Below are 20966 nucleotides of genomic sequence, written 5' to 3'. Positions count from 1 at the left end.
ATTGATTGGCCGGGAGGATGCACATAGAACCTGTAACAATTTTTAATAACATCCAATACTATACACCACGAATTATAATTATGCAAGAGAAAATGTAATAAAAATGAAAATATACATAATTTGTGTAAGATGATGAATAAATATACGTCATATACAATAAAAATGCATAAAATAAAACTTCAGACCAGTGAATGAGATTCTAGCTGGATAGCGTGAAAACGCTTGACATTTTTATCTTGACATGTGTATAATGAAAACGCAAAAGAAATGGGCGTAGTCCTGCTTAGTGGACGACTCAAAATAGGTGTTTCCCTACCAAGTGGGACAGAAATAGCCGCTGAAAAGCGGCTATTTTCAAAGGAGATAGAAGATTTAAAATGTATGTATTACAATAAACGATAGAAAGGGGCATTTTCGATGGAAGAAACATCGGAAAATAGACCAAAAAAACCTATATGCATCGCCTTGCTGGCCCATGTGGACGCAGGGAAGACGACCCTGTCAGAGGGGCTTCTTTATACAAGCGGAGCCATACGGAAGCTGGGGCGGGTAGACAATAAGAACGCGTTTTTGGATACCTTCGAGCTGGAACGGGAAAGAGGGATCACGATCTTCTCCAAGCAGGCGGTCTTTCCAGTGGAGAATCTGGAGGTGACGTTGCTGGACACCCCGGGGCATGTGGATTTTTCCGCGGAGATGGAACGTACCCTGCAGGTATTGGACGCGGCGGTTCTGGTGGTCAGCGGGGCGGATGGCGTACAGGGCCACACGGAGACCTTGTGGCACCTGCTTTCCAGATACCAGGTGCCGGTCTTTTTGTTTGTCAATAAGATGGATCAGGAAGGAACAGACGCCGCGAAGCTGATGGAGGAGCTGAAAAAGAGGCTGGATGAAAACTGCGTGGATTTCAGCGGCTGCCCGGAAGCATTTTTTGAAAATATCGCCATGTGTGATGAATCGGTACTGGATGCGTTTCTGGAAACCGGAACCGTATCCGACAGGGAGATTCGGAAGCTGATCTTAGAAAGAAAATTATTTCCCTGCTTTTTTGGCTCCGCATTGAAGCTGTCCGGGGTGGAGGCATTTTTAAAAGCACTTTCTCGATATGCTCCCATCCGGTCTTATCCGGAAGCGTTCGGCGCAAAGGTTTATAAAATATCCAGGGACGACCAGGGAAACCGCCTGACTTACCTGAAAGTTACGGGAGGCAGGCTGCGGGTGAAGGATTTGCTGACCAACCGGAGAATGGCAGGGGCAGACGCTTCCGGCGAGGAAAAGAATGCGAAGAGGGCGAAAGAAGCGCATCCGGAGATCCACGGCTCAGAGGGCGAAAAAGACATCTGGGAGGAAAAGGTGAACCAGATCCGCATCTATTCCGGCGCGAAGTTTGAGACTGCGGAGGAGGTCCGCGCGGGAACGGTCTGCGCCGTGACCGGGCTGACGAAAACATTTCCCGGGGAGGGTTTAGGGATTGAGGCGGAGTCGGGAATGCCCGTTCTGGAGCCCGTTTTGACCTACCAGATCCAGCTTCCGCCAGACTGCGACGTTCCTGTGATGCTGAGACATCTCCGGCAGCTGGAAGAAGAGGAGCCTCTGCTGCACATCGTATGGAATGAAGCTCTGGGAGAGATCCATGCCCAGCTTATGGGGGAAGTGCAGATTGAGATCTTGAAGCGCCTGATCCTGGAACGGTTCCATGTATCGGTGGAATTTGGGGCGGGAAACATTGTATACAAAGAAACAATCTCAGATACGGCGGAAGGCGTGGGGCATTTTGAACCGCTGCGGCACTATGCGGAGGTGCATCTGCTGCTGGAATCGGGAGAGCCGGGGAGCGGCCTGCAGTTCACATCTGCCTGCAGCGAGGATGTGCTGGATCGGAACTGGCAGCGGCTGATCCTGACCCATCTGGAAGAAAAGGAACATGTGGGCGTGCTGACCGGCTCGGCCATCACGGATATACGGATCACATTGGCGTCCGGACGGGCTCATTTAAAGCATACGGAGGGCGGGGATTTCCGCCAGGCCACTTACCGGGCGGTGCGGCAGGGACTCAAAAAGGCACAGAGCATTTTACTGGAGCCGTATTACGATTACCGGCTGGAGGTGCCCCGGGATACGGTGGGACGTGCCCTGTCGGATCTTCAGCGGATGCATGGAACCTTCGGCACGCCGGAGCAGGATGGGGATACGGCGGTCCTGGAGGGTGCGGTTCCGGTCGTGAATATGCGAGATTACCAGACCGAGCTGGCCGCCTATACGAAGGGCAGAGGAAGATTGTCCTGCAGTTTGAAAGGATATTTGCCCTGCCACAATGCGGAAGAGGTGATCGAGAACATCGGATACGATCCGGAGCGGGATCTGGAAAATCCGACAGGCTCCGTCTTTTGTGCTCATGGAGCCGGATTTGTGGTACCATGGGACCAGGTGGAGGAGCATATGCATCTGGAGAGCGTACTGCAGAAAAAAGAAGCGCCCGAAGGAGCGCAGGTGGAGGTGGTTCCCAGACGGCAGCCGGTGAGGGAGTATACTCTGTCCCCGGAGGAGGAGAGGGAGCTGGACCGGATGGCCGAGGCTTCCAGGAGAAGGGCGGCGCAGGCACAGAAAAAAGTTTCTTATGCCGGAAAAACATTTACCTGTTCGAAAACAAATGCGCCGGGAACGCAAAGAGACAGGACGGCGGAGAAGAAATCGGAGAAACGAAAAGAATATCTGCTGGTTGACGGATACAATATTATTTTTGCGTGGGAAGAGCTTCGGGAGCTTGCGGAAATCAACATCGACGGGGCCAGAGGAAAGCTGATGGACATTCTGTCCAATTACCAGGGGATAAAAAAATGTACGGTGATCCTGGTGTTTGACGCCTATAAGCTGGAAGGATTTCCGGGAGAGGTTCAGCGGTACCATAATATTTATGTGGTCTATACGAAGGAAGCGGAGACCGCGGATCAGTATATCGAGAAGACGGCCCATGAGATCGGGAGAAAATATCATGTGACGGTTGCTACCTCGGACGGCACGGAGCAGGTGATCATCCGGGGACAGGGATGCAGCCTTCTTTCCGCCAAGGAGCTGCGGGAAGAGGTGGAGTTTGTGAACCGGGAGCTTCGGAAAGAGTACTTAAACCGGCCGGGGCATGACAGAAATTATCTGTTTGACTGGCTGGATGAGGGGACTGCCAGGAAGATGGAAGAGGTCCGGCTTGGAAAAAAGGAGACATAAAGCGAGAATAAGGAATCGCGCGGCTTGCCCATAGGCGAAGAGGAGGATGATTATGAAGGTACTGGTAGTGGTAGACATGCAGAAAGATTTTATTGACGGCGCGCTGGGAACGCCGGAGGCGGTGGGGATCGTGCCCCGGGTGATCCAAAAGATCCGGGAGTTTGACGGATTGGTGATCGCCACTAGGGACACCCACGAGGAGGATTACCTGGATACCCAGGAGGGGAAAAAGCTCCCGGTCAGACACTGCATCCGGGGGACAGACGGGTGGGAGATCCACCCGGAGATTCAGATGCTGCTTACGGAAGAACCCATTGACAAGCCTACCTTTGGAAGTGCGGAGCTGGGACAGATGCTGAAAGCACGTCAGGATACCGGGGAGACTATAGAGGATATTACTCTGATCGGGCTGTGTACGGATATCTGTGTGATCTCCAACGCACTGCTTTTGAAGGCTTATCTGCCGGAGACACAGGTTTCTGTGGATGCTTCCTGCTGCGCCGGAGTGACGCGGGAGAGCCATGAGCAGGCGCTGAATGCCATGAAAATGTGTCAGGTGGAAATTGTCTGAAGAAGCAGGCAGGCTTGATTGCTTCTTCAAAATAAATGCTGAAGACGGAACTTCTATATTGAAAGAGAGAATGAACAGGAGAGAAACAAATGGAAAATTTTAATTATTACACACCTACAAAAGTGGTATTCGGAAAAGAAACGGAGCAGCAGACCGGACAGCTCGTGAGGGAATGCGGATGCCGGAAGGTGCTGGTCCACTACGGAAGCGGCAGCGTGAAAAAAAGTGGTCTGCTGGATCGGATCTGCAGGTCTCTGGATGAGACGGGGGTGGATTATGTGACTCTGGGAGGCGTGGTCCCCAATCCCAGGCTTTCCCTTGTCTATGAGGGGATCGGTCTGTGCCGAAAGGAAAACGTAGACTTTATCCTTGCGGTGGGCGGGGGCAGCGTCATTGACTCTGCGAAGGCCATCGGGTACGGTATGGCAAATGAAGGAGACGTGTGGGATTTTTATGCCAAGAAACGGATGCCGCAGGGATGCCTGCCTCTCGGCGTGGTCCTGACCATTGCCGCGGCCGGTTCCGAGATGAGCAATTCCTCCGTCATTACAAAGGAAGAGGGATGGGTCAAACGGGGCTGCAACAGTGATTTCGCGCGGCCGAGGTTTGCGGTCATGAACCCGGAGCTGACCATGACGCTGCCGGCTTACCAGACCGAAAGCGGCTGTGTGGATATCATGATGCATACCATGGAGCGTTATCTGAATCAGTCGGAGAACATGGAGCTCACAGATGGGATCAGCGAATGCCTGATCCGTACGGTCATGAAGAATGCCAGGATCCTGCTGGAAGATCCACGGAATTACGAAGCGAGAGCGGAAGTGATGTGGGCGGGAAGCCTGTCCCACAATGGACTGACCGGCTGCGGCACGGATGGAGGAGACTGGGCTTCCCACCAGCTGGAGCATGAGCTGGGCGGCATGTATGACGTGGCTCACGGAGCAGGTCTGGCTGCCGTATGGGGGAGTTGGGCAAGATACGTGATGAACGCAAGGCCGGACCGGTTCGCGCGGTTCGCGGTGCGGGTGATGGGCGTAAAAGACACCGGAGATGCGATGGAGACTGCGGAAAAGGGCGTTCAGGCGATGGAGGAATTTTATCGTTCCATACAGATGCCCACCAGCCTGAGAGAGCTTGGGGTGGATCCTGCGGAAGAAGAGCTGCGGGAGCTGGCAAGAAAATGCAGCTTCGACGGCGGCAGGACCATCGGCTGTGTGAAGAAGCTGAATCAGGAGGATATCTACCGAATCTATCAAAACGCGCGGTAGGTGGTTCGGTACAGGGGTGTATATTTCCTGTGCCGTCTATCAAAGATACCAGCTGCACGGTTGGAAAAAATAGGGGAACCATTGGAGAAATCATGGACAGAAAAGAAATCTTACGGCAAAAGAAACGGATCGTGATCAAGGTAGGCACCACGACGATCACGTATGAAGAAACGGGAAACATCAATCTGGAGAAGCTGGAAAAATTTGTGCGGATCCTGATCAACCTGAGGAACAAGGGGAAGGAAGTGATTGTCGTCTCTTCCGGCGCGGTGGGGGTCGGCAGGGCGGCTCTGGGGCTTGACAAGCGGCCGGATACGGAGGCGGCCAAGCAGGCCTGCGCGGCGGTGGGCCAGGCCAGGCTGATGATGATCTATGAAAAGCTGTTTAATGAATACAGCCAGCTTACGGCACAGGTCCTGCTGACGAAGGAATCGGTCACCAATGAGGAATGCCGCAAAAACGCGAAGCGTACCTTTGACGAGCTGTTCCGCATGAATGTAGTGCCCATCGTCAATGAGAACGACGCCATTTCCGTGGATGAGCTGGCGTATGGAAACTTCGGGGATAACGATACGCTGGCGGCCAATGTGGCGGAGCTTGTGAAGGCGGACCTGCTGATCCTGATGTCGGATATCGAGGGGCTGTATACGGACGATCCGAGGCAGAATCCCCATGCCCGCTTTATCCATACCGTAGTGAAGATCGATGAAAAGCTGGAGAATATGGCCAAGGGCTCTTCCAGCGATTTCGGGACCGGAGGGATGTCTACCAAGGTCAACGCGGCCAAGATCGTGACCGGTTCCGGGGCGGATATGGTGATCGCCAGCGGGGACAATATATATGCCATCAATGATATTATGGCGGGAAAAAAGATCGGAACCTTATTTTTGTCGAGGGAGCATGGAAAAGCCGTGGAGGATGAGCTGTCACCGGAGCGGCCGCAGTTTCGGCGGAAGTCGAAGAAGGCCCGTAAAGCGGAACTGACAGATTCCTGAAAGTAACATCAAACAGAAACTGCCGCGGAATTTTCAGCACAGGCTGCAGATTTCGTGATTTTCTGTTGTTTCATCATGAAGAAAGAAGGATGCAGAAAATGGAAAGCTATATTCAGACACTGGGAATTCGTGCGAAGGATGCCTCACGGCTCTGCGCGAAGCTGGGGACAAAGGAAAAGAACAGAGGACTCCTGGCGGTGGCCGGGGAGCTGTGTGCCAGGAGCACATATCTTTTGGAAGAAAATGAAAAGGACTTAAGGGCAGCGGAAGAAAAAGGGGTGAAGCAGTCCCTGATCGACCGTCTCAGACTAACCGAACAGCGGATCCGGGACATGGCCGAGGGACTGAAACAGGTTGCGGCGCTGGAGGATCCCATCGGGGAGGTTTTAAGCATGAAGAACCGTCCAAACGGCCTGCGGATCGGCAAGAGGCGGGTGCCTCTGGGGGTGGTGGGCATCATCTATGAATCCCGTCCCAATGTGACGGCAGACGCCTTCGGTCTCTGCTTCAAGACCGGAAACGCTGTGATCCTGCGGGGCGGAAGCGATGCCATCCATTCCAACCTGGCGATCACGGAGGTCATCAGGGCGGGCCTTAAAAAGGAAAATCTGCCCCAGGATGCCATTCTTCTGGTGGAAGACACCAGCAGGGCAACGGTGGGGGAGATGATGAAGCTGCATGACTACATCGACGTTCTGATCCCACGGGGCGGTGCCGGACTGATCGCGAATGTGGTGGAGAACAGCACCGTGCCGGTGATCGAGACGGGCACAGGGAACTGCCATATTTTTGTAGATGCCAGTGCGGATATCGACAGGGCGGCGGATATCATTGAAAATGCAAAGACCCAGCGCATGGGCGTGTGCAACGCCTGCGAATCCCTGGTGATCCATGAGGTTGCCGCGAAGGAGGCGCTGCCTCTGATCGCAGAACGGCTGAGAGCGCGCCAGGTAGAGATCCGGGGAGATGAACGGGCCAGGGCGATCGTGCCGGAGATCCTTCCGGCATCGGAAGAGGACTGGGGAACCGAGTATCTGGACGCTGTGATCTCCGTGAAGATCGTAGATTCCGCAGAAGAAGCGATCGCTCATATTAACCGCTACAATACCGGGCATTCCGAGTCCATCCTCACAAAGGATTATGACAACGCATTGAAATTCCTGGATGAGGTGGATGCGGCCGCAGTCTATGTGAACGCCTCCACACGGTTTACGGACGGATTCGAGTTTGGCTTCGGCGCGGAGATCGGGATCAGTACGCAGAAGCTTCACGCAAGAGGACCTATGGGGCTGGAAGCGCTCACGTCCACGAAATATATGATCTTTGGAAATGGACAGATCCGGGAGTAAGGGATGTCATTCCAATTCCTTTACAAGGAGAGCCTGGCCCTTGGACTTGTAGAAGATTTTGTTATGATATGAATTGGGTAGATGTTATCTACCCAATTTGACTTGGAGGTGCTTTCATGGCAGAGAGTCAGAATATTGAATGGAAAGAATCATGGCGGGATGAATATCTCAAATGGATATGCGGTTTTGCCAATGCGCAGGGTGGAAAGATTTATATCGGCACAAATGATAATGGTACTGTCATTGGTATCCAAGACAGTAAGAAGCTTATGGAAGACATTCCCAATAAAGTAAGGGATATTCTGGGAATTATCGTAGATGTGAATTTGTTATCTGAAGACGGAAAAGAATACATTGAAATTTGTGTCAGTTCAAATACTTATCCTGTGAATTACAGGGGAGAGTATCATTATCGGAGCGGAAGCACAAAACAGTTGCTTAAAGGACAGGCATTGAATCAGTTCCTCTTAAAAAAGACTGGCATTACCTGGGATAGTGTTCCCATACAGGATGTTGCAGTAAGGGATTTGCGGAATGATAGTTTTGATATTTTTCGTGAACAGGCCGTTCTTAGCAAAAGAATGGACAAAAAAGATGTCGATTCTTCCAATGAGCAATTGCTGGATAGTTTAAATCTGCTTGACCATGGTATGCTCAAGCGGGCGGCGATTTTACTATTTCATCATAATCCGGAGAAATGGATACCAGGTTCTTATGTAAAAATTGGCTATTTTGAAACAGATTCAGAATTGCGGTACCAGGATGAAATACATGGGTCACTGATTTCGCAGGCTGATAGAGTTGTGGATTTGATTTTTACCAAATACCTGAAAGCAGAAATCTCTTATCAGGGAGTTACAAGGGTAGAAACTTATCCTTTTCCAAAGGAGGCGATTAGAGAAGCCGTTTTTAATGCCATCGCCCACAAATTCTATGGAACTTTGATACCGATTCAAATCAGGGTATATGCGGATAAAATCATGATTGCAAACGATTGCGTGTTTCCTGATGATTGGACGGTTGATGATTTGATGGGAAGTCATCGTTCCAGACCATATAATCCGCTCATTGCGAATACTTTCTTTCGTGCAGGCTTTATCGAAGCATGGGGTCGGGGAATTGAGAAAATTAAGGACAGCTGTGCGCAGGCCGGGAATCCCATGCCAGAGTATATGGTGAAAAAAGAGGACATTATGGTGACGTTTAAAGGTTTGATGACTGACACTACCCAAGATACTACCCAAGCTGTTACCCAAGGTACTACCCAAGTTGGTTCTCAAAATATTGAGAATTCGATTCCTATGCGGATTATAAAAGTTATCAAAGATAATCCAGCATTATCACAAAGCCAGATTGCAGAAATGCTTGGTGAAAAACATGATACGATTAAATATCATATGCGGAAAATGCGTTTGTCTGGGGTGATCGAAAGAGAAGGAAGCAGTCAAAAGGGAAAGTGGATTATAAAATAAAGTGTTGTTACCTTAATCAAGTGCTAATAGAACATTAAAAACTATATGAGTGGAATCGTACAAAACCGAAGGAGGAAAGTGAAATCAGTACAGCTTCACTGGCGAAGCTTGGCAAGAATGCCAATATCACGACAGATGTTTTGGTGAAGATCTCCAATGCTTTGGAATGCGATTTTTCTGACATCATGGAGATGGTTCCAGTAGAAGAAAAGGCTGATTTTTCCCAAAAAGCGCGGAAGATTGAAAGGATAAATTGTTATGGTAGATTACGCACCGGGGATGAGAACCATCATTCGAGATGAGGAATGGATGGTCAAGAAGGTCGAAAAGAACAACATGGGGAATAATGCCCTGTACTGTGTAGGTGTATCGCCTCTGGTAAAGGACAAAGAGGCAGTTTTTCTGACTGATCTGGAAGAGATTGCTGTGGTGGATCCAAAGGATGTAAAGCTTGTCATTGATGGGTCATCCTTTTTCCGAAGGACGCAGCTGTATCTGGTGTCTGCTATATGTAGCACTGACAAGAGCTCAAAAGGGTGCTTATGTCAGTGGATATGGCAAGATGTCGGAGTTTCTGCAAGGAAAGTAACTATCGTTAAGGAGTATCAGAATTATGAGTTTGATTCTATGCCCAGAATGTGGAACTAAAATCTCTGATAGGGCGACAAAGTGTCCTCATTGCGGTTTCCAGAGCGCGGATGCTGAACGGCCCATTAGCGAACAAGATAAATACGAGATTGTTCCAATCTTTGAATATGATATTGAGGAGTGGAAACCTAATAGGGGAGATCTGAGTGTGATTTCCTATGAGGACAATAAAACCCTTATCGAATATTTTGGTAGTTGGAAAACGATACAGGTTAAGCTTCCGGCTATTGCTGAAGTCATTGGGGCTATGGCAAATAAAAAGCATGTGATGATTGCCAAAATGGATAGCTATGTTAAAGACTTGATCGATAAAGGAATATACCGCTTTACGATTGATAAACAGGGAGAAATTCTTCCGACAATCAGAGATGCTGACGGTTTTGTAAAGCAAGTCCGGTTGGAAGACATGTCCCTTACGCCAAACCTGACACAGTCGCTGAATAATCTCTCTACGCATGTTGTTATGGCACAGATATTAGATGAGATTGAGTATGTCGGAGACGCCATTAGAGAGATACATATTGAACTACAGAATGATCGGCTGGCTATGGCCGAAAGTTCCCGTGATAAATTGAAGCAGGCACGGATGATACAGGATGCAAAGCTGAGAGAAATTGCTTTAATAGGAGTTGTAAACAGCGCGACAGATGCGAAGAGAACCCTTATGCGAAATTTCTCTCAGAATATAAGTCATATTATTGAACATTCTCATAAGAGCGATCTTCAGCTGATACTCTCCCCAAAGGGTGAGAGAGATATCAGCCAAAAAGCTATTGATTCCTTCCAAGCCCTTGTGTATATAACGAATGCTGTTCAAATAGAATGCGAAGGTTATGCAATGCTTGGGGAGTATGAGCCGTGTCGCGAATGTTTAAGTGAGTTCAAAACATTTATTGAAGACAATGGTCTTAATAAGAGAGATACATTGCTTCTGCTCAATGAAAATTCTTCACAGAAAAGAATTGAGATTGTAGATGAGTTTTCAGATATAGCTACAAGAATATCGTCGTTTGATATATCTTCAGGGCAGATAGAGTTTCAGATGCGGGATTTGCTGACAGCAACAGATGACGGAGGTGAAAATGATGACCAAGAATAAGGTTGCTGATAATAGTGAAATAATGTATTGTAAGAAGTGCGGATGCGAGCTTTCGAGTACAAATAAGCATAAGATCTGTGATAACTGCAGGAGAGAACGCGCGGTAAAAATCAGAAATGGTGCGCTTGGTGCAGTTGTAACCGTGAGCAGCATCGCACTCTCCGTCATAACCAGAGGAAAACATGGTGGCAGAGGAACAAAGGCATAATAATTATAAATAATGATTTCAGCGGATCGCCGGTGACAAACTGGGAGATGCTATTTTTTATGTCAGTCTTTTTTATAAAAAAGTCATGTATTTTCTTCAAAAAGGGGTTAGGGGAATATATCCCTTAGCAACCAAACGGGTTTAGTATGCATAGGCAGACTGTTACAAAACCAATACAGGCGTTACCGCCCATACTGATTGAAAAAATTCTGAAAAGTTTTTGAAATAGGAAGGATATAATCAAGATGATAAAAATACTCTTTATTTGCCACGATAACATTTGCGGAAGGAATCAGCAAATTCCAGATTAAAAAAATTGAATCATACAGATATGGAAGGGACTGTCGAAAAATGGCTTTTCTACACAATATCTTGCTGTGATATCCAATCAGTCACAGCATATATTGTGGGGAACCAGTCATTTTCCGGCAGCTCTTTTTTTGCGTTTGTATTCGTGAGATGTATATCCCTGCATATTCTGCACAGAATATATGAAATAAACATAAAATCGATCGTTTGCGAGAAAAGGGGAAAAGCTATGGAGAATGAAAATTCGGCTATGGAACCATTTGATATGAAGGATAAGCTGGGGTATATGTTTGGAGATTTCGGAAATGATTTTACCTTCATCCTGTCCTCCTCCTTTATGCTGAAATTCTACACGGATGTGATGGGAGTGCCTGCCGCGGTGGTAGGGCTCCTGATGATGGCCGCCCGTTTTGTGGATGCGGTGACGGATGTGACCATGGGGCAGATCGTGGATCGCTCCAGACCGACAAAAGACGGAAAGTTTAAGCCGTGGATCAAACGGATGTGCGGGCCGGTGGCAATCTCGTCCTTTTTGATCTATCAGTCTGCGTTTGCGGATATGTCCTATGGATTCCGGATTGTATGGATGGTCATTACCTATATTTTATGGGGATCTATTTTCTATACATCTATCAATATTCCTTATGGATCCATGGCTTCGGCCATTTCCGCGGATCCGAAGCAACGCGCGGAGCTTTCCACCTGGCGGACCATCGGCGCTACGCTTGCAGGGCTGGTGATCGGTGTGGGGACTCCTGTAGCGGCTTATGTGGTGGTGGACGGCAAGACGGTTCTTTCCGGCCCCCGGATGACCGGCATCGCCGGAGTATTCAGCATTCTGGCGATTGTCTGTTATCTGCTCTGCTTTCGTCTTGTGAGGGAACGGATTCCGGTGGAGGCCAATAACCAGAAGCTGGAGATCGGAAAAATGTTAAAAAACCTGGCCATGAACAGGGCATTGCTGGGGATCATCGCGGCAGCCATATTGCTGCTGCTGGGAATGCTGGGCATGCAGGGGATGGCAGGCTATGTGTTTCCGAATTACTATGGCTCCGCAGCCGCCCAGTCTTTGTCTGCCATGACAGGAAGCATTGTGATGCTGGTGATCTGCGCGCCTCTTGCCGCCAGACTGTCCGCAAGATTCGGCAAAAAAGAGCTTTCGGTGGTTTCCTGCGCGTTTGGGTCGGCGGTGTATCTGCTCTGCCTGCTGATCAAGCCGCAGAATCCGTATGTATATGTGGGATTTTATACATTGGCTTATGTAGGGCTTGGATTCTTTAATACGGTGATCTGGGCCATGATCACGGATGTGATCGACGATGCGGAGATCAAAAACGGGGTGCGGGAGGACGGCACGATTTATTCGGTGTATTCCTTTGCAAGAAAGCTCGGACAGGCATTTTCCTCCGGCATGATCGGGGGGCTTCTGAGCCTGATCGGCTACACCCAGGCGACAGCCTTTGACCCGGAGATCACGTCAGGGATTTTTAACCTGTCCTGTATCATTCCGGCCGTTGGGCTGGGCGCGGTGTCTTTGGCCCTGCTGTTTATCTATCCGCTGAATAAGGCACGGGTGGAGGCGAATGTGGCGGAGCTGGCGCGGAGGCGCGGGAAACCTACAATTTGATTTATCAGTATTTAGTATATGTATAGAAAGATTAAGCATTTTCTGGAATCATGGAAAGAGAGCAAACACCGTAATCCTTTGATTTTACTTTGCTGCAGCCGCATATCAAAGACAGTACGATACAAAAATGCTCTATGCAGTCCTGCTGAGCGCTGCGGTTTTTGTGAGGAGTCCTGCGGCATTCAGGCTGAAATAAGGGACGGACAGATAGCGGAAAAGACTTTTTGAGACGAATTTATACTTGTAGGATTCCATGGGAAGTGATATGATGTTTGATGGCAGCATTATTTTCAGCGTGGGATTGCTGCCATGAAGAAAAATCAGAAAGGAAACAACGATAACGTGACCTATAAAGAAGCAAGGGTATATTTGGACGAGGTGTCGAAATACGGAAGTGTACTTGGCTTGGATACGGTTCGGGAGCTTTTGCGTGAGCTGGGGGATCCCCAGAAGGATCTGAGGTTCATCCATGTGGCGGGAACGAACGGAAAAGGGTCTGTGCTTGCATTTATTTCTACGATTCTGAGTGAAGCGGGCATCCGGACCGGAAGATATATTTCACCGACCGTGGTTTCGTATCTGGAGCGGATCCAGATCAATGGGAAATGGATTCCGGAGGAGGAATTTGCAGAACTGGTTGAAGAAATTCAGAAAGCTATTGTGCGTATGGAGGCAAAGGGGTTTCATAGCCCTACTGTTTTTGAGATTGAGACCGCAATAGCTTTTTTATATTTCCGAAAAAAACAATGCGGGATCGTGGTATTGGAGACCGGGCTGGGCGGGAAGGAGGATGCCACCAACATCGTAGAGCATACGTTGGTTTCTGTCTTTACCCCAATCAGCCGGGATCACATGGGCTTTTTGGGGGATACGCCGGAAGCGATCGCAGAGCACAAGGCGGGCATCATCAAACCAGGCTGTATTGTGGTATCCGCACCCCAGGAGCCGGAGGTCAGAAGCGTGTTGGAAAGGCGCGCGGCAGAACAGGGCTGTGAGATCCGGTTTGCAAAGCCGGAGGATGCCATGGTCACACAGGAGGATTACCGGGGACAGACATTTTCTTACGGGGGGATGAAGGATCTGAAGACGCGGCTGGCGGGAACCTGTCAGATCATCAATGGGATAACTGCATGGGAGGCTGTCCGGGCGGCGGAAGATGCTGCGGGGATTCAGATCCGGGAGGAGGAGATACGCAGGGGCTTTGAGAAAACCCGTTGGCCGGGAAGGTTTACCTGTCTGAGGGAAGCGCCGGTGTTTTTAGTAGACGGGGCACATAATGCAGACGGGGCCCGCTGGCTTAAGGCCTCTGTGGAACGCTATTTTCCAGGGCGGAGACTGTTTCTCATTATGGGAGTATTCCGGGATAAGGAATATGAACGAATGGCGCAGATCATGGCTCCTCTGGCAGAACGGATCTATACGGTCAACCTGCCGGATGAAAAGCGAAGCCTGTCTGCGGAGAAATTGAAAAAGGCGGCGGAGATTTATTGTAAGGGAACGGTTCTGGCAATGGACGGGATTGACCGGGCAGTAGAGGAAGCCATGCGGGACGCGGGGGAGAGGGATGTGATTCTGGCCTTTGGGTCACTGTCCTATCTGGGCAGAGTCATGGAAGTAGTGCAAAAAAAGACCGCCGGATGATGAGGACAGGCAGATTTTATTCGGAAACTGCTGTGAATAGTCAATGCATGCGAAGGAATGAAACAGAGAGGTAGGGAACATGATAGATCAGGAGAAGGTAAAACAGGCAGTTCGTCTGTTTTTGGAAGGGATCGGAGAGAATCCTGAGCGGGAGGGGTTGATAGAGACACCGGACCGGATCGCCAGGATGTGTGAGGAAATCTACGGAGGGCTGGAAGAGACGGCAGAAACACATCTCCGGAAAACATTTCGGACCGAGGAGCGGGGGATGGTGCTGGAGAAGGACATTGTATTTTACTCTACCTGCGAGCACCACCTGCTGCCGTTTTTCGGGAAAGCCCATATCGCCTATATCCCGGACGGGAGGGTGGTGGGCTTGAGCAAGCTGGCCAGGACTGTGGAAGTCTATGCAAGGAGACCCCAGATTCAGGAGCAGCTGACCGGACAGATCGCAGATGCATTGATGCGGGAGCTCTGCCCTAAAGGGGCTATGGTGATGGTTGAGGCAGAGCATATGTGCATGACCATGCGGGGGATCAAAAAGCCGGGAAGCCGGACCGTGACGGCAGCAAAACGGGGGTGCTTTTTGGAGGATCCGGAATTGGTACATACGTTTTACGCAATGCTCGGGCAGGGACGGTAGAGATGGAAGTAAGGAACTGTGAGCCTGAATAGAAAAGAAGGGAGCGGCAGTATGAAGGCGATTGAGGAAATCCGAAATCATCCGCTGTATGTGGAATCTTATAAAAAATTAGAGCATGCAGAACAGGAACGGATCTTTTGCTGTCACCAGATGGAGCATCTGCTGGATGTGGCGCGGATCGCATACATCAAAAGCCTGGAGCAGAAGCTGGAGATCCGCAAGGAAGTCATCTATGCGGCCGCGCTTCTGCATGACATCGGAAAATACCGGCAGTATACAGAAGGCATCCCCCATGAAAAGGCATCTGCTGAGATTGCGGAGGTTATTCTGAACGAGCTCTCGGAGGAACTCTTTTCGGAAACAGAAAAAGCTTCCATACTCCGGGCCATCCTGGGGCACCGCAGGCCGCGGGAGGATATGGAGGCGCTGGAAAGGCTGATCTATACCAGCGACAAGCAGTCCCGGAATTGTTTTGCATGTAAGGTGCAGGAAGAATGTGACTGGGATGTGGGGAAGAAGAATACTGTGCTGGAAATTTAAAAACTGGCGGATAAAAACTGAAATTTGACATCACAGGAAAGGCAAAAGGAGAACAGAATGCAGATTGGCGGAAAAGTATTTGACATTGGACACAGGACTTACATTATGGGGATTCTGAATGTGACCCCGGATTCTTTTTCGGACGGAGGCCGTTTTCAGAATATGGACGCGGCGCTGCGGCATGCACAGGAGATGATCCGGAATGGGGCGGATATCCTGGATGTGGGCGGAGAATCTACACGCCCGGGGCATGTGTTGGTTTCAGAGGAGGAAGAGATCCGGCGGGTTGTGCCTGTGATCCGCGGCTTAAAAGAACAGCTTGACATCCCCGTATCGATTGATACTTATAAAAGCAAAGTGGCTCGGGCCGCGCTGGATGCCGGGGCGGATCTGGTCAACGACATCTGGGGACTGAAATATGATCGGGAGCTGGCCGGTGTGATCGCGGAATACGGCGTGCCCTGCTGTCTGACGCATAACCGGGAGAAGGCAGAGTACAAAGACTTTATCCCGGAGGTGCTTAACGACCTGAGGGAATCTCTGCGGCTGGCAGAGGCGGCAGGTATTTCCCGGGAACAGATCATCCTGGATCCGGGCATCGGCTTTGGAAAAACCTATGAAATGAATCTGGAAATGCTGAAGCATCTGGAGGAATTGAACAGCCTTGGATACCCCATACTGCTGGGAACATCCAGAAAGTCTGTCATCGGACTGACCCTGGACCTTCCGGCAGACCAGAGGGAAGAGGGGACTCTGGTGACGACAGTGCTGGGGATCAGGAGCGGCTGTTCCTTTGTGAGAGTCCACGATGTAAAGGCGAACGTCCGCGCGGCTAAAATGACAGAGGCAATCCTGCGGGAGCATGATTTACGTGGATGATCTTCCATGAATCAACGGGACAGGCGGATATGCCGCATATCTATCTGGCGTTTTCGGCGAGGGGAAGAAAATCCCACGTAGTATATTATGTTTTATGACTGCTTCGGCGAATGGGGAGGAATTATGGATAAAATCAAGATAGAAAATCTGGAAATATTTGCAAAGCATGGTGTGTTTCCAGAGGAAAATAAACTGGGGCAGAAGTTTCTTGTATCAGCAGACCTGTATACGGATACCCGGAAAGCAGGAAAGACGGATGCTCTGGACGCGTCTGTTGACTATGGAGAAATCTGCCATTTTATAGAGACATTTATGAAAGAGCATACCTTTTCATTGATCGAGCGCATAGCGGAGAATCTTGCGGAGGAGTTGCTCCTTCATATTCCGGGGCTGGAAAAGGTAGGGCTGGAAGTGAAAAAGCCTTGGGCGCCCATCGGGCTTCCGCTGGAATCCGTATCCGTGGAAATCCTGCGGCAGTGGCATACGGTATATATCGCCCTCGGTTCCAATATGGGAGACAGGAAGGCATATCTGGATCAGGCAGTGCGGGCGTTGGATTCTTTGGCAAAGCATCCTGTGAAAGATGACCGGGGAGGTATTCTTTCGGCCGGGGCTGTGGAACGAGTATCCGGCTATTATGAGACTCTGCCCTATGGGATGACGGAGCAGGAGGATTTTCTGAATGCATGTCTCAGGCTGCGCACACTGATGACACCCCGGGAATTGCTGGATGAGCTTCACCGGATCGAGCAGGAGGCCGGAAGAAAACGGGTCATACACTGGGGGCCGCGCACGCTGGATCTGGATATTATTTTTTACGATGACCTGGTTCTGGAAGCCGAAGACTTATGCATCCCTCATGTGGAGATGCATAAGAGGAAATTTGTACTGGAACCGCTCTGCGAGATCGCGCCGTATCAGCGCCACCCGGTATACAAAAAGACCGTACAGGAAATGCTGGAATTGGTGTCATAATCATGCAGGGTACAGAAATGCTCAAAAAAGCTTTCCGTACCCTGCAGATCAAAGTTATTCTTTCTTTTTACGCATAGAACAACCGGACAGATTCCGCTCACAGGACTTTTCAGAAAAATAGTTCCATAGGCCGGCCAAACCGTGTTCTGTTAAAGCTGCTTCCATATCTGCCGGAAGAGCAAGCTACAATAATTGCAACTGCAAGTTACATGTCACACCCCGACCAATCACCACGCTGATTGGTCGGGAGGATGCACATAAGAGCTGGTATTCAGGCCGTCCATTGCCGTAGGCAATTTAAAATGACGGCCTGAGTTACAGGGCACGCCTGGTCAAGGTGTGACCTGTAACAACTGTAACGCGCTCTTTATCGATCGTTGAATATAGGCTTTACACTCAAAAATCCTTTTGCTATAATGAAAATATCTCATAGACGATATTTTCATATTTATAAAACCAGGGAGGTGATTCTATGCCAAATACAGGTGAGATCATTGAAAGAGCTGTCAATGACTTCCAACGTGTACAGCAACATATGAAACATGCAAAAGAAGAGAATGCCCAAAAAACATATGAAGGTTTAAAGGCTGATTATAAGTCTTTGAAAGCTGTACTGACTTCTTTAGGCGTGAATCTGACAGAGATAGACGTGATAAAAGAGTAACTGTAAATCAGGGTGTAAGGTCATGATCATCAAGGACTTTACACTCTTTTCTGTAAAGGCAGGGACGCAAAATGATGGAGATCTATTACGTGGAAGATGATGAAAATATAGCCGGGAGTGTGAGTGAATTTCTCGGAAAATACGGCTACAGGGTTTCCCTTTTTCCAACGATCGCGGACGCGAAGCAGGCTTTGAAGCAGGCGTGTCCGACCCTGATGCTGGTAGACTGGAACATGCCGGACGGCAATGGGAATCTGCTGGTCCAATGGATCCGCGCAAACTGGAAGGAGCTTCCGATTATGTTTCTTACGGTTCGGGGCGATTCCTGTGATGTGATCTCCGGTTTCCAAAATGGGGCGGATGACTATGTAACCAAGCCCTTTGAACTGGATGTTCTGCTCCTGCGCATCGGCGCTCTGCTGCGCAGGACAGGGGATGTTTCCGGGCAGTACCTGTCCTGTGATTCGATCGCGCTTGACCAGAAGCGAATGCTGGTTTTCTGCGATACGGAGGAAATCTGCCTGAGCCCGCTGGAATATCAGGTGCTTTTCTTTCTGCTCCGGCACAAAGGGAAAACGGTCACCAGAAGGAAATTACTGGAGGAAATCTGGGATATCAACGGAAATTTTGTGAACGACAATACGCTCACCGTGACGATCAAGCGCCTGCGGGAAAAGCTGCGCCAGCCTGTCTGCCTGAAAACGGTCCGGAGCGTGGGATACCGGATGGAGGATTCGAAATGAACAAAAGAAAAAAACAGGGCAGCTGTTCCAAGAAGCGTTCTGCATTTCCAGCACGGAATCTGTTTATACTGACCGGGATCGTATTATCGGTGAGTCTGGCGGCGGCTTCTTTTACCGCATTTCTTCTGACCGGGTACTATAACCGGATGCAGATCCGTACATTGGGCAGTATATGTCAGGGAATCTTGGAAAATCAGCCGGATGCAGAAGGGGCGGTTTTGTCAGCGCTGAGGGAATATCAGGAGAGGCCGGATACTATGACAGATGAAAATGAAAATATCATTCTGGCATATGGCTATCGGCAGGCAGATTTTTTGCGGCCGGCTCAAAAATATGGAACCTGTTCTGCGGCTGCAGGCTTTCTGGCCGGGGGACTGGTGTTTTTGCTCCCCTATTCGCTTCGGCGCGGGAAGGAGAAGGAAAGGATCCATGCGCTGACGGATTATCTGGAACAGGTCCATACCGGAGACGGAGGCGTCCTTTTTCCGGCTGTGGAAGATGAGTTTTCCCAACTGCAGGATGAGATTTATAAAACGGTAACGGAGCTGCACCAGACAAGGGACGCGGCATGGAAAGCCAAAAATCTTTACGCGGAAAATCTTGATCACATCGCGCATCAGATCAAAACCCCGATCACATCACTTTCTCTGTCAGCACAAATGATGCTTCCAAATCCTTCCCCAAAGCATTTGGAACGGATCCGCCTGCAGCTTTCACGGCTGACACATCTGGCGGATGCTCTGCTTCTCTTATCCCGGATCGATGCCGGCGTACTGCCTTTGGAGCGTACAAAGACGGATGTGTTCACGGTCCTTATGCTGGCCGCCGATCAGCTCCAGGAATTATTTTTAAAGGCAGGTGTCTCTGTCCGGATTCCCGAAATGGAAGAAACCGTGATCTGCGCGGATCTGGAATGGACGATGGAAGCCGTCATAAACCTGATGAAAAACTGCATGGAGCACACCCCGCCCGGAGGAAGTGTCTGCTGTTCCTGTGAGCAGACTCCCCTCTACACACAGATCCGGATCCAAGACAACGGAACGGGATTTGCGGAGGAAGATCTGCCGCACATTTTTGAACGGTTTTACCGGGGAAAAAATGCGAAGGACGGTGGGATCGGTATCGGGCTGGCTCTGGCAAAGGCGATCATTGAGAGTCAGAACGGGACGGTCACGGCTGAAAATCCTGCGGCCGGCGGCGCATGCTTTGAAATCCGATTTTATACCCAGGGGAATTACTTAGAAAATGACTGAACGGCTATTATGGGATGCGCTTTGAGCTGATCTCCGGAGCAGGACCGTCACTGAGCTGTCACTTTATTTTGATATAATAGGTATTGCGCTGAAGCGCAAGCAGGTCATCCATTTTCTAAAGAAAAATGGTGACAAATTACAATAGACAGAAAAGATAAAGGAGGCATTGAAGCTTGGAGATTTTGAAGTGTGAAGATATCAGAAAAGTGTATGGCAGCGGCAGTCATCAGGTGATTGCCCTGGACGGGATTGACCTGTCCGTGGAAAAAGGGGAATTTGTGGCGATCATCGGGGCGTCCGGCTCCGGGAAATCTACGCTGCTCCACATCCTGGGCAGTGTGGACCGGCCGTCCCAGGGGCGGGTCCTGATTGAGGGGACAGATATTTCGACCCTGAACCGGACCGAATCGGCGATCTTTCGCCGCAGAAAGGTGGGGCTGGTGTATCAGTTTTATAATCTGATCCCCACGCTCACCATCCGGAAAAATATCCTGATGCCGCTTCTGCTGGATAAAAGGAAACCGGATCCGAAGCTTTTTGACCGGATCGTAACGACCCTGGGAATCGCCGACAGGCTGGAGGCTCTGCCCAATCAGCTCTCCGGCGGACAGCAGCAGCGGGCGGCCATAGCCAGATCCCTGATCTACCGTCCGGCTCTGCTGCTGGCGGACGAGCCCACCGGGAACCTGGACCGGAAAAATTCCAGGGAGATCCTGGACCTGCTGAAATTGTCCAACCGGAATCTGGAACAGACTATGATACTGATTACCCATGATGAGAAAGCCGCTCTGGAAGCAGACCGGATCGTCACCATAGAGGACGGGCGCATCATCCGGGATGAGAAGAGGTGGTGACAGACG

19 protein-coding genes and 1 pseudogene are annotated in these 20966 nt (G+C 49.9%); all 20 read left to right on the top strand.

What is annotated here, in order from left to right:
* Positions 1 to 417: 417 nt before the first annotated feature.
* The 20 genes and pseudogenes from ACTOY7_RS00545 to ACTOY7_RS00450 all read left to right on the top strand — a co-directional run bounded on the left by ACTOY7_RS00545 (position 418) and on the right by ACTOY7_RS00450 (position 20960).
* On the top strand, positions 418 to 3222 hold the full coding sequence (locus ACTOY7_RS00545; protein ID WP_482671077.1) for an NYN domain-containing protein: 2805 nt from the start codon (positions 418 to 420) through the stop codon (positions 3220 to 3222).
* 52 nt (positions 3223 to 3274) lie between these two features.
* The gene (locus tag ACTOY7_RS00540) at positions 3275 to 3793 is read left to right on the top strand and encodes a cysteine hydrolase family protein (protein WP_160281474.1); all 519 of its coding nucleotides are present in this window, start codon (positions 3275 to 3277) and stop codon (positions 3791 to 3793) included.
* An 89-nt stretch (positions 3794 to 3882) separates the two neighbouring features.
* The gene (locus ACTOY7_RS00535; protein ID WP_300884423.1) at positions 3883 to 5061 is read left to right on the top strand and encodes an iron-containing alcohol dehydrogenase; all 1179 of its coding nucleotides are present in this window, start codon (positions 3883 to 3885) and stop codon (positions 5059 to 5061) included.
* Positions 5062 to 5153: 92 nt separating this feature from the next.
* Complete coding sequence (gene proB / locus ACTOY7_RS00530) at positions 5154 to 6056, top strand: glutamate 5-kinase (protein WP_394684688.1); 903 nt, start codon at positions 5154 to 5156, stop codon at positions 6054 to 6056.
* A 98-nt stretch (positions 6057 to 6154) separates the two neighbouring features.
* Positions 6155 to 7405 (top strand): glutamate-5-semialdehyde dehydrogenase, encoded by a 1251-nt coding sequence (locus tag ACTOY7_RS00525; protein WP_394684689.1) that lies wholly within the window; start codon positions 6155 to 6157, stop codon positions 7403 to 7405.
* 116 nt (positions 7406 to 7521) lie between these two features.
* Positions 7522 to 8877, top strand: a complete 1356-nt coding sequence (locus ACTOY7_RS00520; RefSeq protein ID WP_482671076.1) for an ATP-binding protein — start codon at positions 7522 to 7524, stop codon at positions 8875 to 8877.
* A gap of 83 nt (positions 8878 to 8960) precedes the next feature.
* A pseudogene (locus tag ACTOY7_RS00515) lies at positions 8961 to 9092 on the top strand (helix-turn-helix domain-containing protein); the annotation flags it as partial.
* A gap of 43 nt (positions 9093 to 9135) precedes the next feature.
* Positions 9136 to 9525 (top strand): hypothetical protein, encoded by a 390-nt coding sequence (locus tag ACTOY7_RS00510; protein ID WP_482671075.1) that lies wholly within the window; start codon positions 9136 to 9138, stop codon positions 9523 to 9525.
* Positions 9491 to 10624 (top strand): zinc ribbon domain-containing protein, encoded by a 1134-nt coding sequence (locus ACTOY7_RS00505; protein WP_251494791.1) that lies wholly within the window; start codon positions 9491 to 9493, stop codon positions 10622 to 10624. The genes ACTOY7_RS00510 and ACTOY7_RS00505 overlap by 35 nt, the downstream gene beginning before the upstream one ends.
* A complete protein-coding gene (locus tag ACTOY7_RS00500; protein ID WP_482671074.1) occupies positions 10608 to 10832 on the top strand; it encodes a hypothetical protein in 225 nt (74 codons plus the stop codon). Before ACTOY7_RS00505 ends, ACTOY7_RS00500 begins: the two co-directional genes overlap by 17 nt.
* A 538-nt stretch (positions 10833 to 11370) precedes the next feature.
* On the top strand, positions 11371 to 12768 hold the full coding sequence (locus ACTOY7_RS00495; protein ID WP_300884421.1) for an MFS transporter: 1398 nt from the start codon (positions 11371 to 11373) through the stop codon (positions 12766 to 12768).
* 309 nt (positions 12769 to 13077) lie between these two features.
* Positions 13078 to 14409: a bifunctional folylpolyglutamate synthase/dihydrofolate synthase gene (locus ACTOY7_RS00490; protein ID WP_482671073.1), complete on the top strand. Its 1332-nt coding sequence runs from the start codon at positions 13078 to 13080 to the stop codon at positions 14407 to 14409.
* 79 nt (positions 14410 to 14488) lie between these two features.
* Complete coding sequence (folE, locus tag ACTOY7_RS00485; RefSeq protein WP_482671072.1) at positions 14489 to 15052, top strand: GTP cyclohydrolase I FolE; 564 nt, start codon at positions 14489 to 14491, stop codon at positions 15050 to 15052.
* 51 nt (positions 15053 to 15103) lie between these two features.
* Positions 15104 to 15592 carry an HD domain-containing protein gene (locus tag ACTOY7_RS00480; RefSeq protein WP_300884419.1) on the top strand — a complete coding sequence of 163 codons (489 nt, stop codon included), beginning with the start codon at positions 15104 to 15106 and terminating at the stop codon, positions 15590 to 15592.
* A 57-nt stretch (positions 15593 to 15649) separates the two neighbouring features.
* The gene (folP, locus tag ACTOY7_RS00475; protein WP_482671071.1) at positions 15650 to 16471 is read left to right on the top strand and encodes a dihydropteroate synthase; all 822 of its coding nucleotides are present in this window, start codon (positions 15650 to 15652) and stop codon (positions 16469 to 16471) included.
* Between the two features lie 123 nt (positions 16472 to 16594).
* Positions 16595 to 17446, top strand: a complete 852-nt coding sequence (folK, locus tag ACTOY7_RS00470; RefSeq protein ID WP_160281482.1) for a 2-amino-4-hydroxy-6-hydroxymethyldihydropteridine diphosphokinase — start codon at positions 16595 to 16597, stop codon at positions 17444 to 17446.
* A 472-nt stretch (positions 17447 to 17918) separates the two neighbouring features.
* Positions 17919 to 18110 (top strand): hypothetical protein, encoded by a 192-nt coding sequence (locus ACTOY7_RS00465; protein WP_160281483.1) that lies wholly within the window; start codon positions 17919 to 17921, stop codon positions 18108 to 18110.
* Positions 18111 to 18181: 71 nt separating this feature from the next.
* Positions 18182 to 18853 carry a response regulator transcription factor gene (locus ACTOY7_RS00460; protein ID WP_482671034.1) on the top strand — a complete coding sequence of 224 codons (672 nt, stop codon included), beginning with the start codon at positions 18182 to 18184 and terminating at the stop codon, positions 18851 to 18853.
* Positions 18850 to 20106, top strand: a complete 1257-nt coding sequence (locus tag ACTOY7_RS00455) for a sensor histidine kinase (protein WP_482671033.1) — start codon at positions 18850 to 18852, stop codon at positions 20104 to 20106. Before ACTOY7_RS00460 ends, ACTOY7_RS00455 begins: the two co-directional genes overlap by 4 nt.
* A gap of 173 nt (positions 20107 to 20279) precedes the next feature.
* Complete coding sequence (locus ACTOY7_RS00450; protein ID WP_160281486.1) at positions 20280 to 20960, top strand: ABC transporter ATP-binding protein; 681 nt, start codon at positions 20280 to 20282, stop codon at positions 20958 to 20960.
* The last annotated feature ends 6 nt before the right edge of the window (positions 20961 to 20966 follow it).

This window comes from Schaedlerella sp. (assembly GCF_056796775.1).
The sequence above is the reverse complement of the archived record's forward strand: the minus strand, read 5'-3'. Positions and strand labels throughout refer to the sequence as shown.

Bases quoted from the DNA above. Each gene is read 5' to 3' on its own strand.
- ACTOY7_RS00465 (WP_160281483.1), top strand. From the start codon at position 17,919: ATGCCAAATACAGGTGAGATCATTGAAAGAGCTGTCAATGACTTCCAA.
- ACTOY7_RS00495 (WP_300884421.1), top strand. From the start codon at position 11,371: ATGGAGAATGAAAATTCGGCTATGGAACCATTTGATATGAAGGATAAG.
- folK (WP_160281482.1), top strand. From the start codon at position 16,595: ATGGATAAAATCAAGATAGAAAATCTGGAAATATTTGCAAAGCATGGT.
- ACTOY7_RS00535 (WP_300884423.1), top strand. From the start codon at position 3,883: ATGGAAAATTTTAATTATTACACACCTACAAAAGTGGTATTCGGAAAA.
- ACTOY7_RS00500 (WP_482671074.1), top strand. From the start codon at position 10,608: ATGATGACCAAGAATAAGGTTGCTGATAATAGTGAAATAATGTATTGT.
- folP (WP_482671071.1), top strand. From the start codon at position 15,650: ATGCAGATTGGCGGAAAAGTATTTGACATTGGACACAGGACTTACATT.
- ACTOY7_RS00520 (WP_482671076.1), top strand. From the start codon at position 7,522: ATGGCAGAGAGTCAGAATATTGAATGGAAAGAATCATGGCGGGATGAA.
- ACTOY7_RS00455 (WP_482671033.1), top strand. From the start codon at position 18,850: ATGAACAAAAGAAAAAAACAGGGCAGCTGTTCCAAGAAGCGTTCTGCA.
- ACTOY7_RS00460 (WP_482671034.1), top strand. From the start codon at position 18,182: ATGATGGAGATCTATTACGTGGAAGATGATGAAAATATAGCCGGGAGT.
- ACTOY7_RS00505 (WP_251494791.1), top strand. From the start codon at position 9,491: ATGAGTTTGATTCTATGCCCAGAATGTGGAACTAAAATCTCTGATAGG.
- ACTOY7_RS00480 (WP_300884419.1), top strand. From the start codon at position 15,104: ATGAAGGCGATTGAGGAAATCCGAAATCATCCGCTGTATGTGGAATCT.
- proB (WP_394684688.1), top strand. From the start codon at position 5,154: ATGGACAGAAAAGAAATCTTACGGCAAAAGAAACGGATCGTGATCAAG.
- folE (WP_482671072.1), top strand. From the start codon at position 14,489: ATGATAGATCAGGAGAAGGTAAAACAGGCAGTTCGTCTGTTTTTGGAA.
- ACTOY7_RS00525 (WP_394684689.1), top strand. From the start codon at position 6,155: ATGGAAAGCTATATTCAGACACTGGGAATTCGTGCGAAGGATGCCTCA.
- ACTOY7_RS00540 (WP_160281474.1), top strand. From the start codon at position 3,275: ATGAAGGTACTGGTAGTGGTAGACATGCAGAAAGATTTTATTGACGGC.
- ACTOY7_RS00545 (WP_482671077.1), top strand. From the start codon at position 418: ATGGAAGAAACATCGGAAAATAGACCAAAAAAACCTATATGCATCGCC.
- ACTOY7_RS00490 (WP_482671073.1), top strand. From the start codon at position 13,078: ATGAAGAAAAATCAGAAAGGAAACAACGATAACGTGACCTATAAAGAA.
- ACTOY7_RS00510 (WP_482671075.1), top strand. From the start codon at position 9,136: ATGGTAGATTACGCACCGGGGATGAGAACCATCATTCGAGATGAGGAA.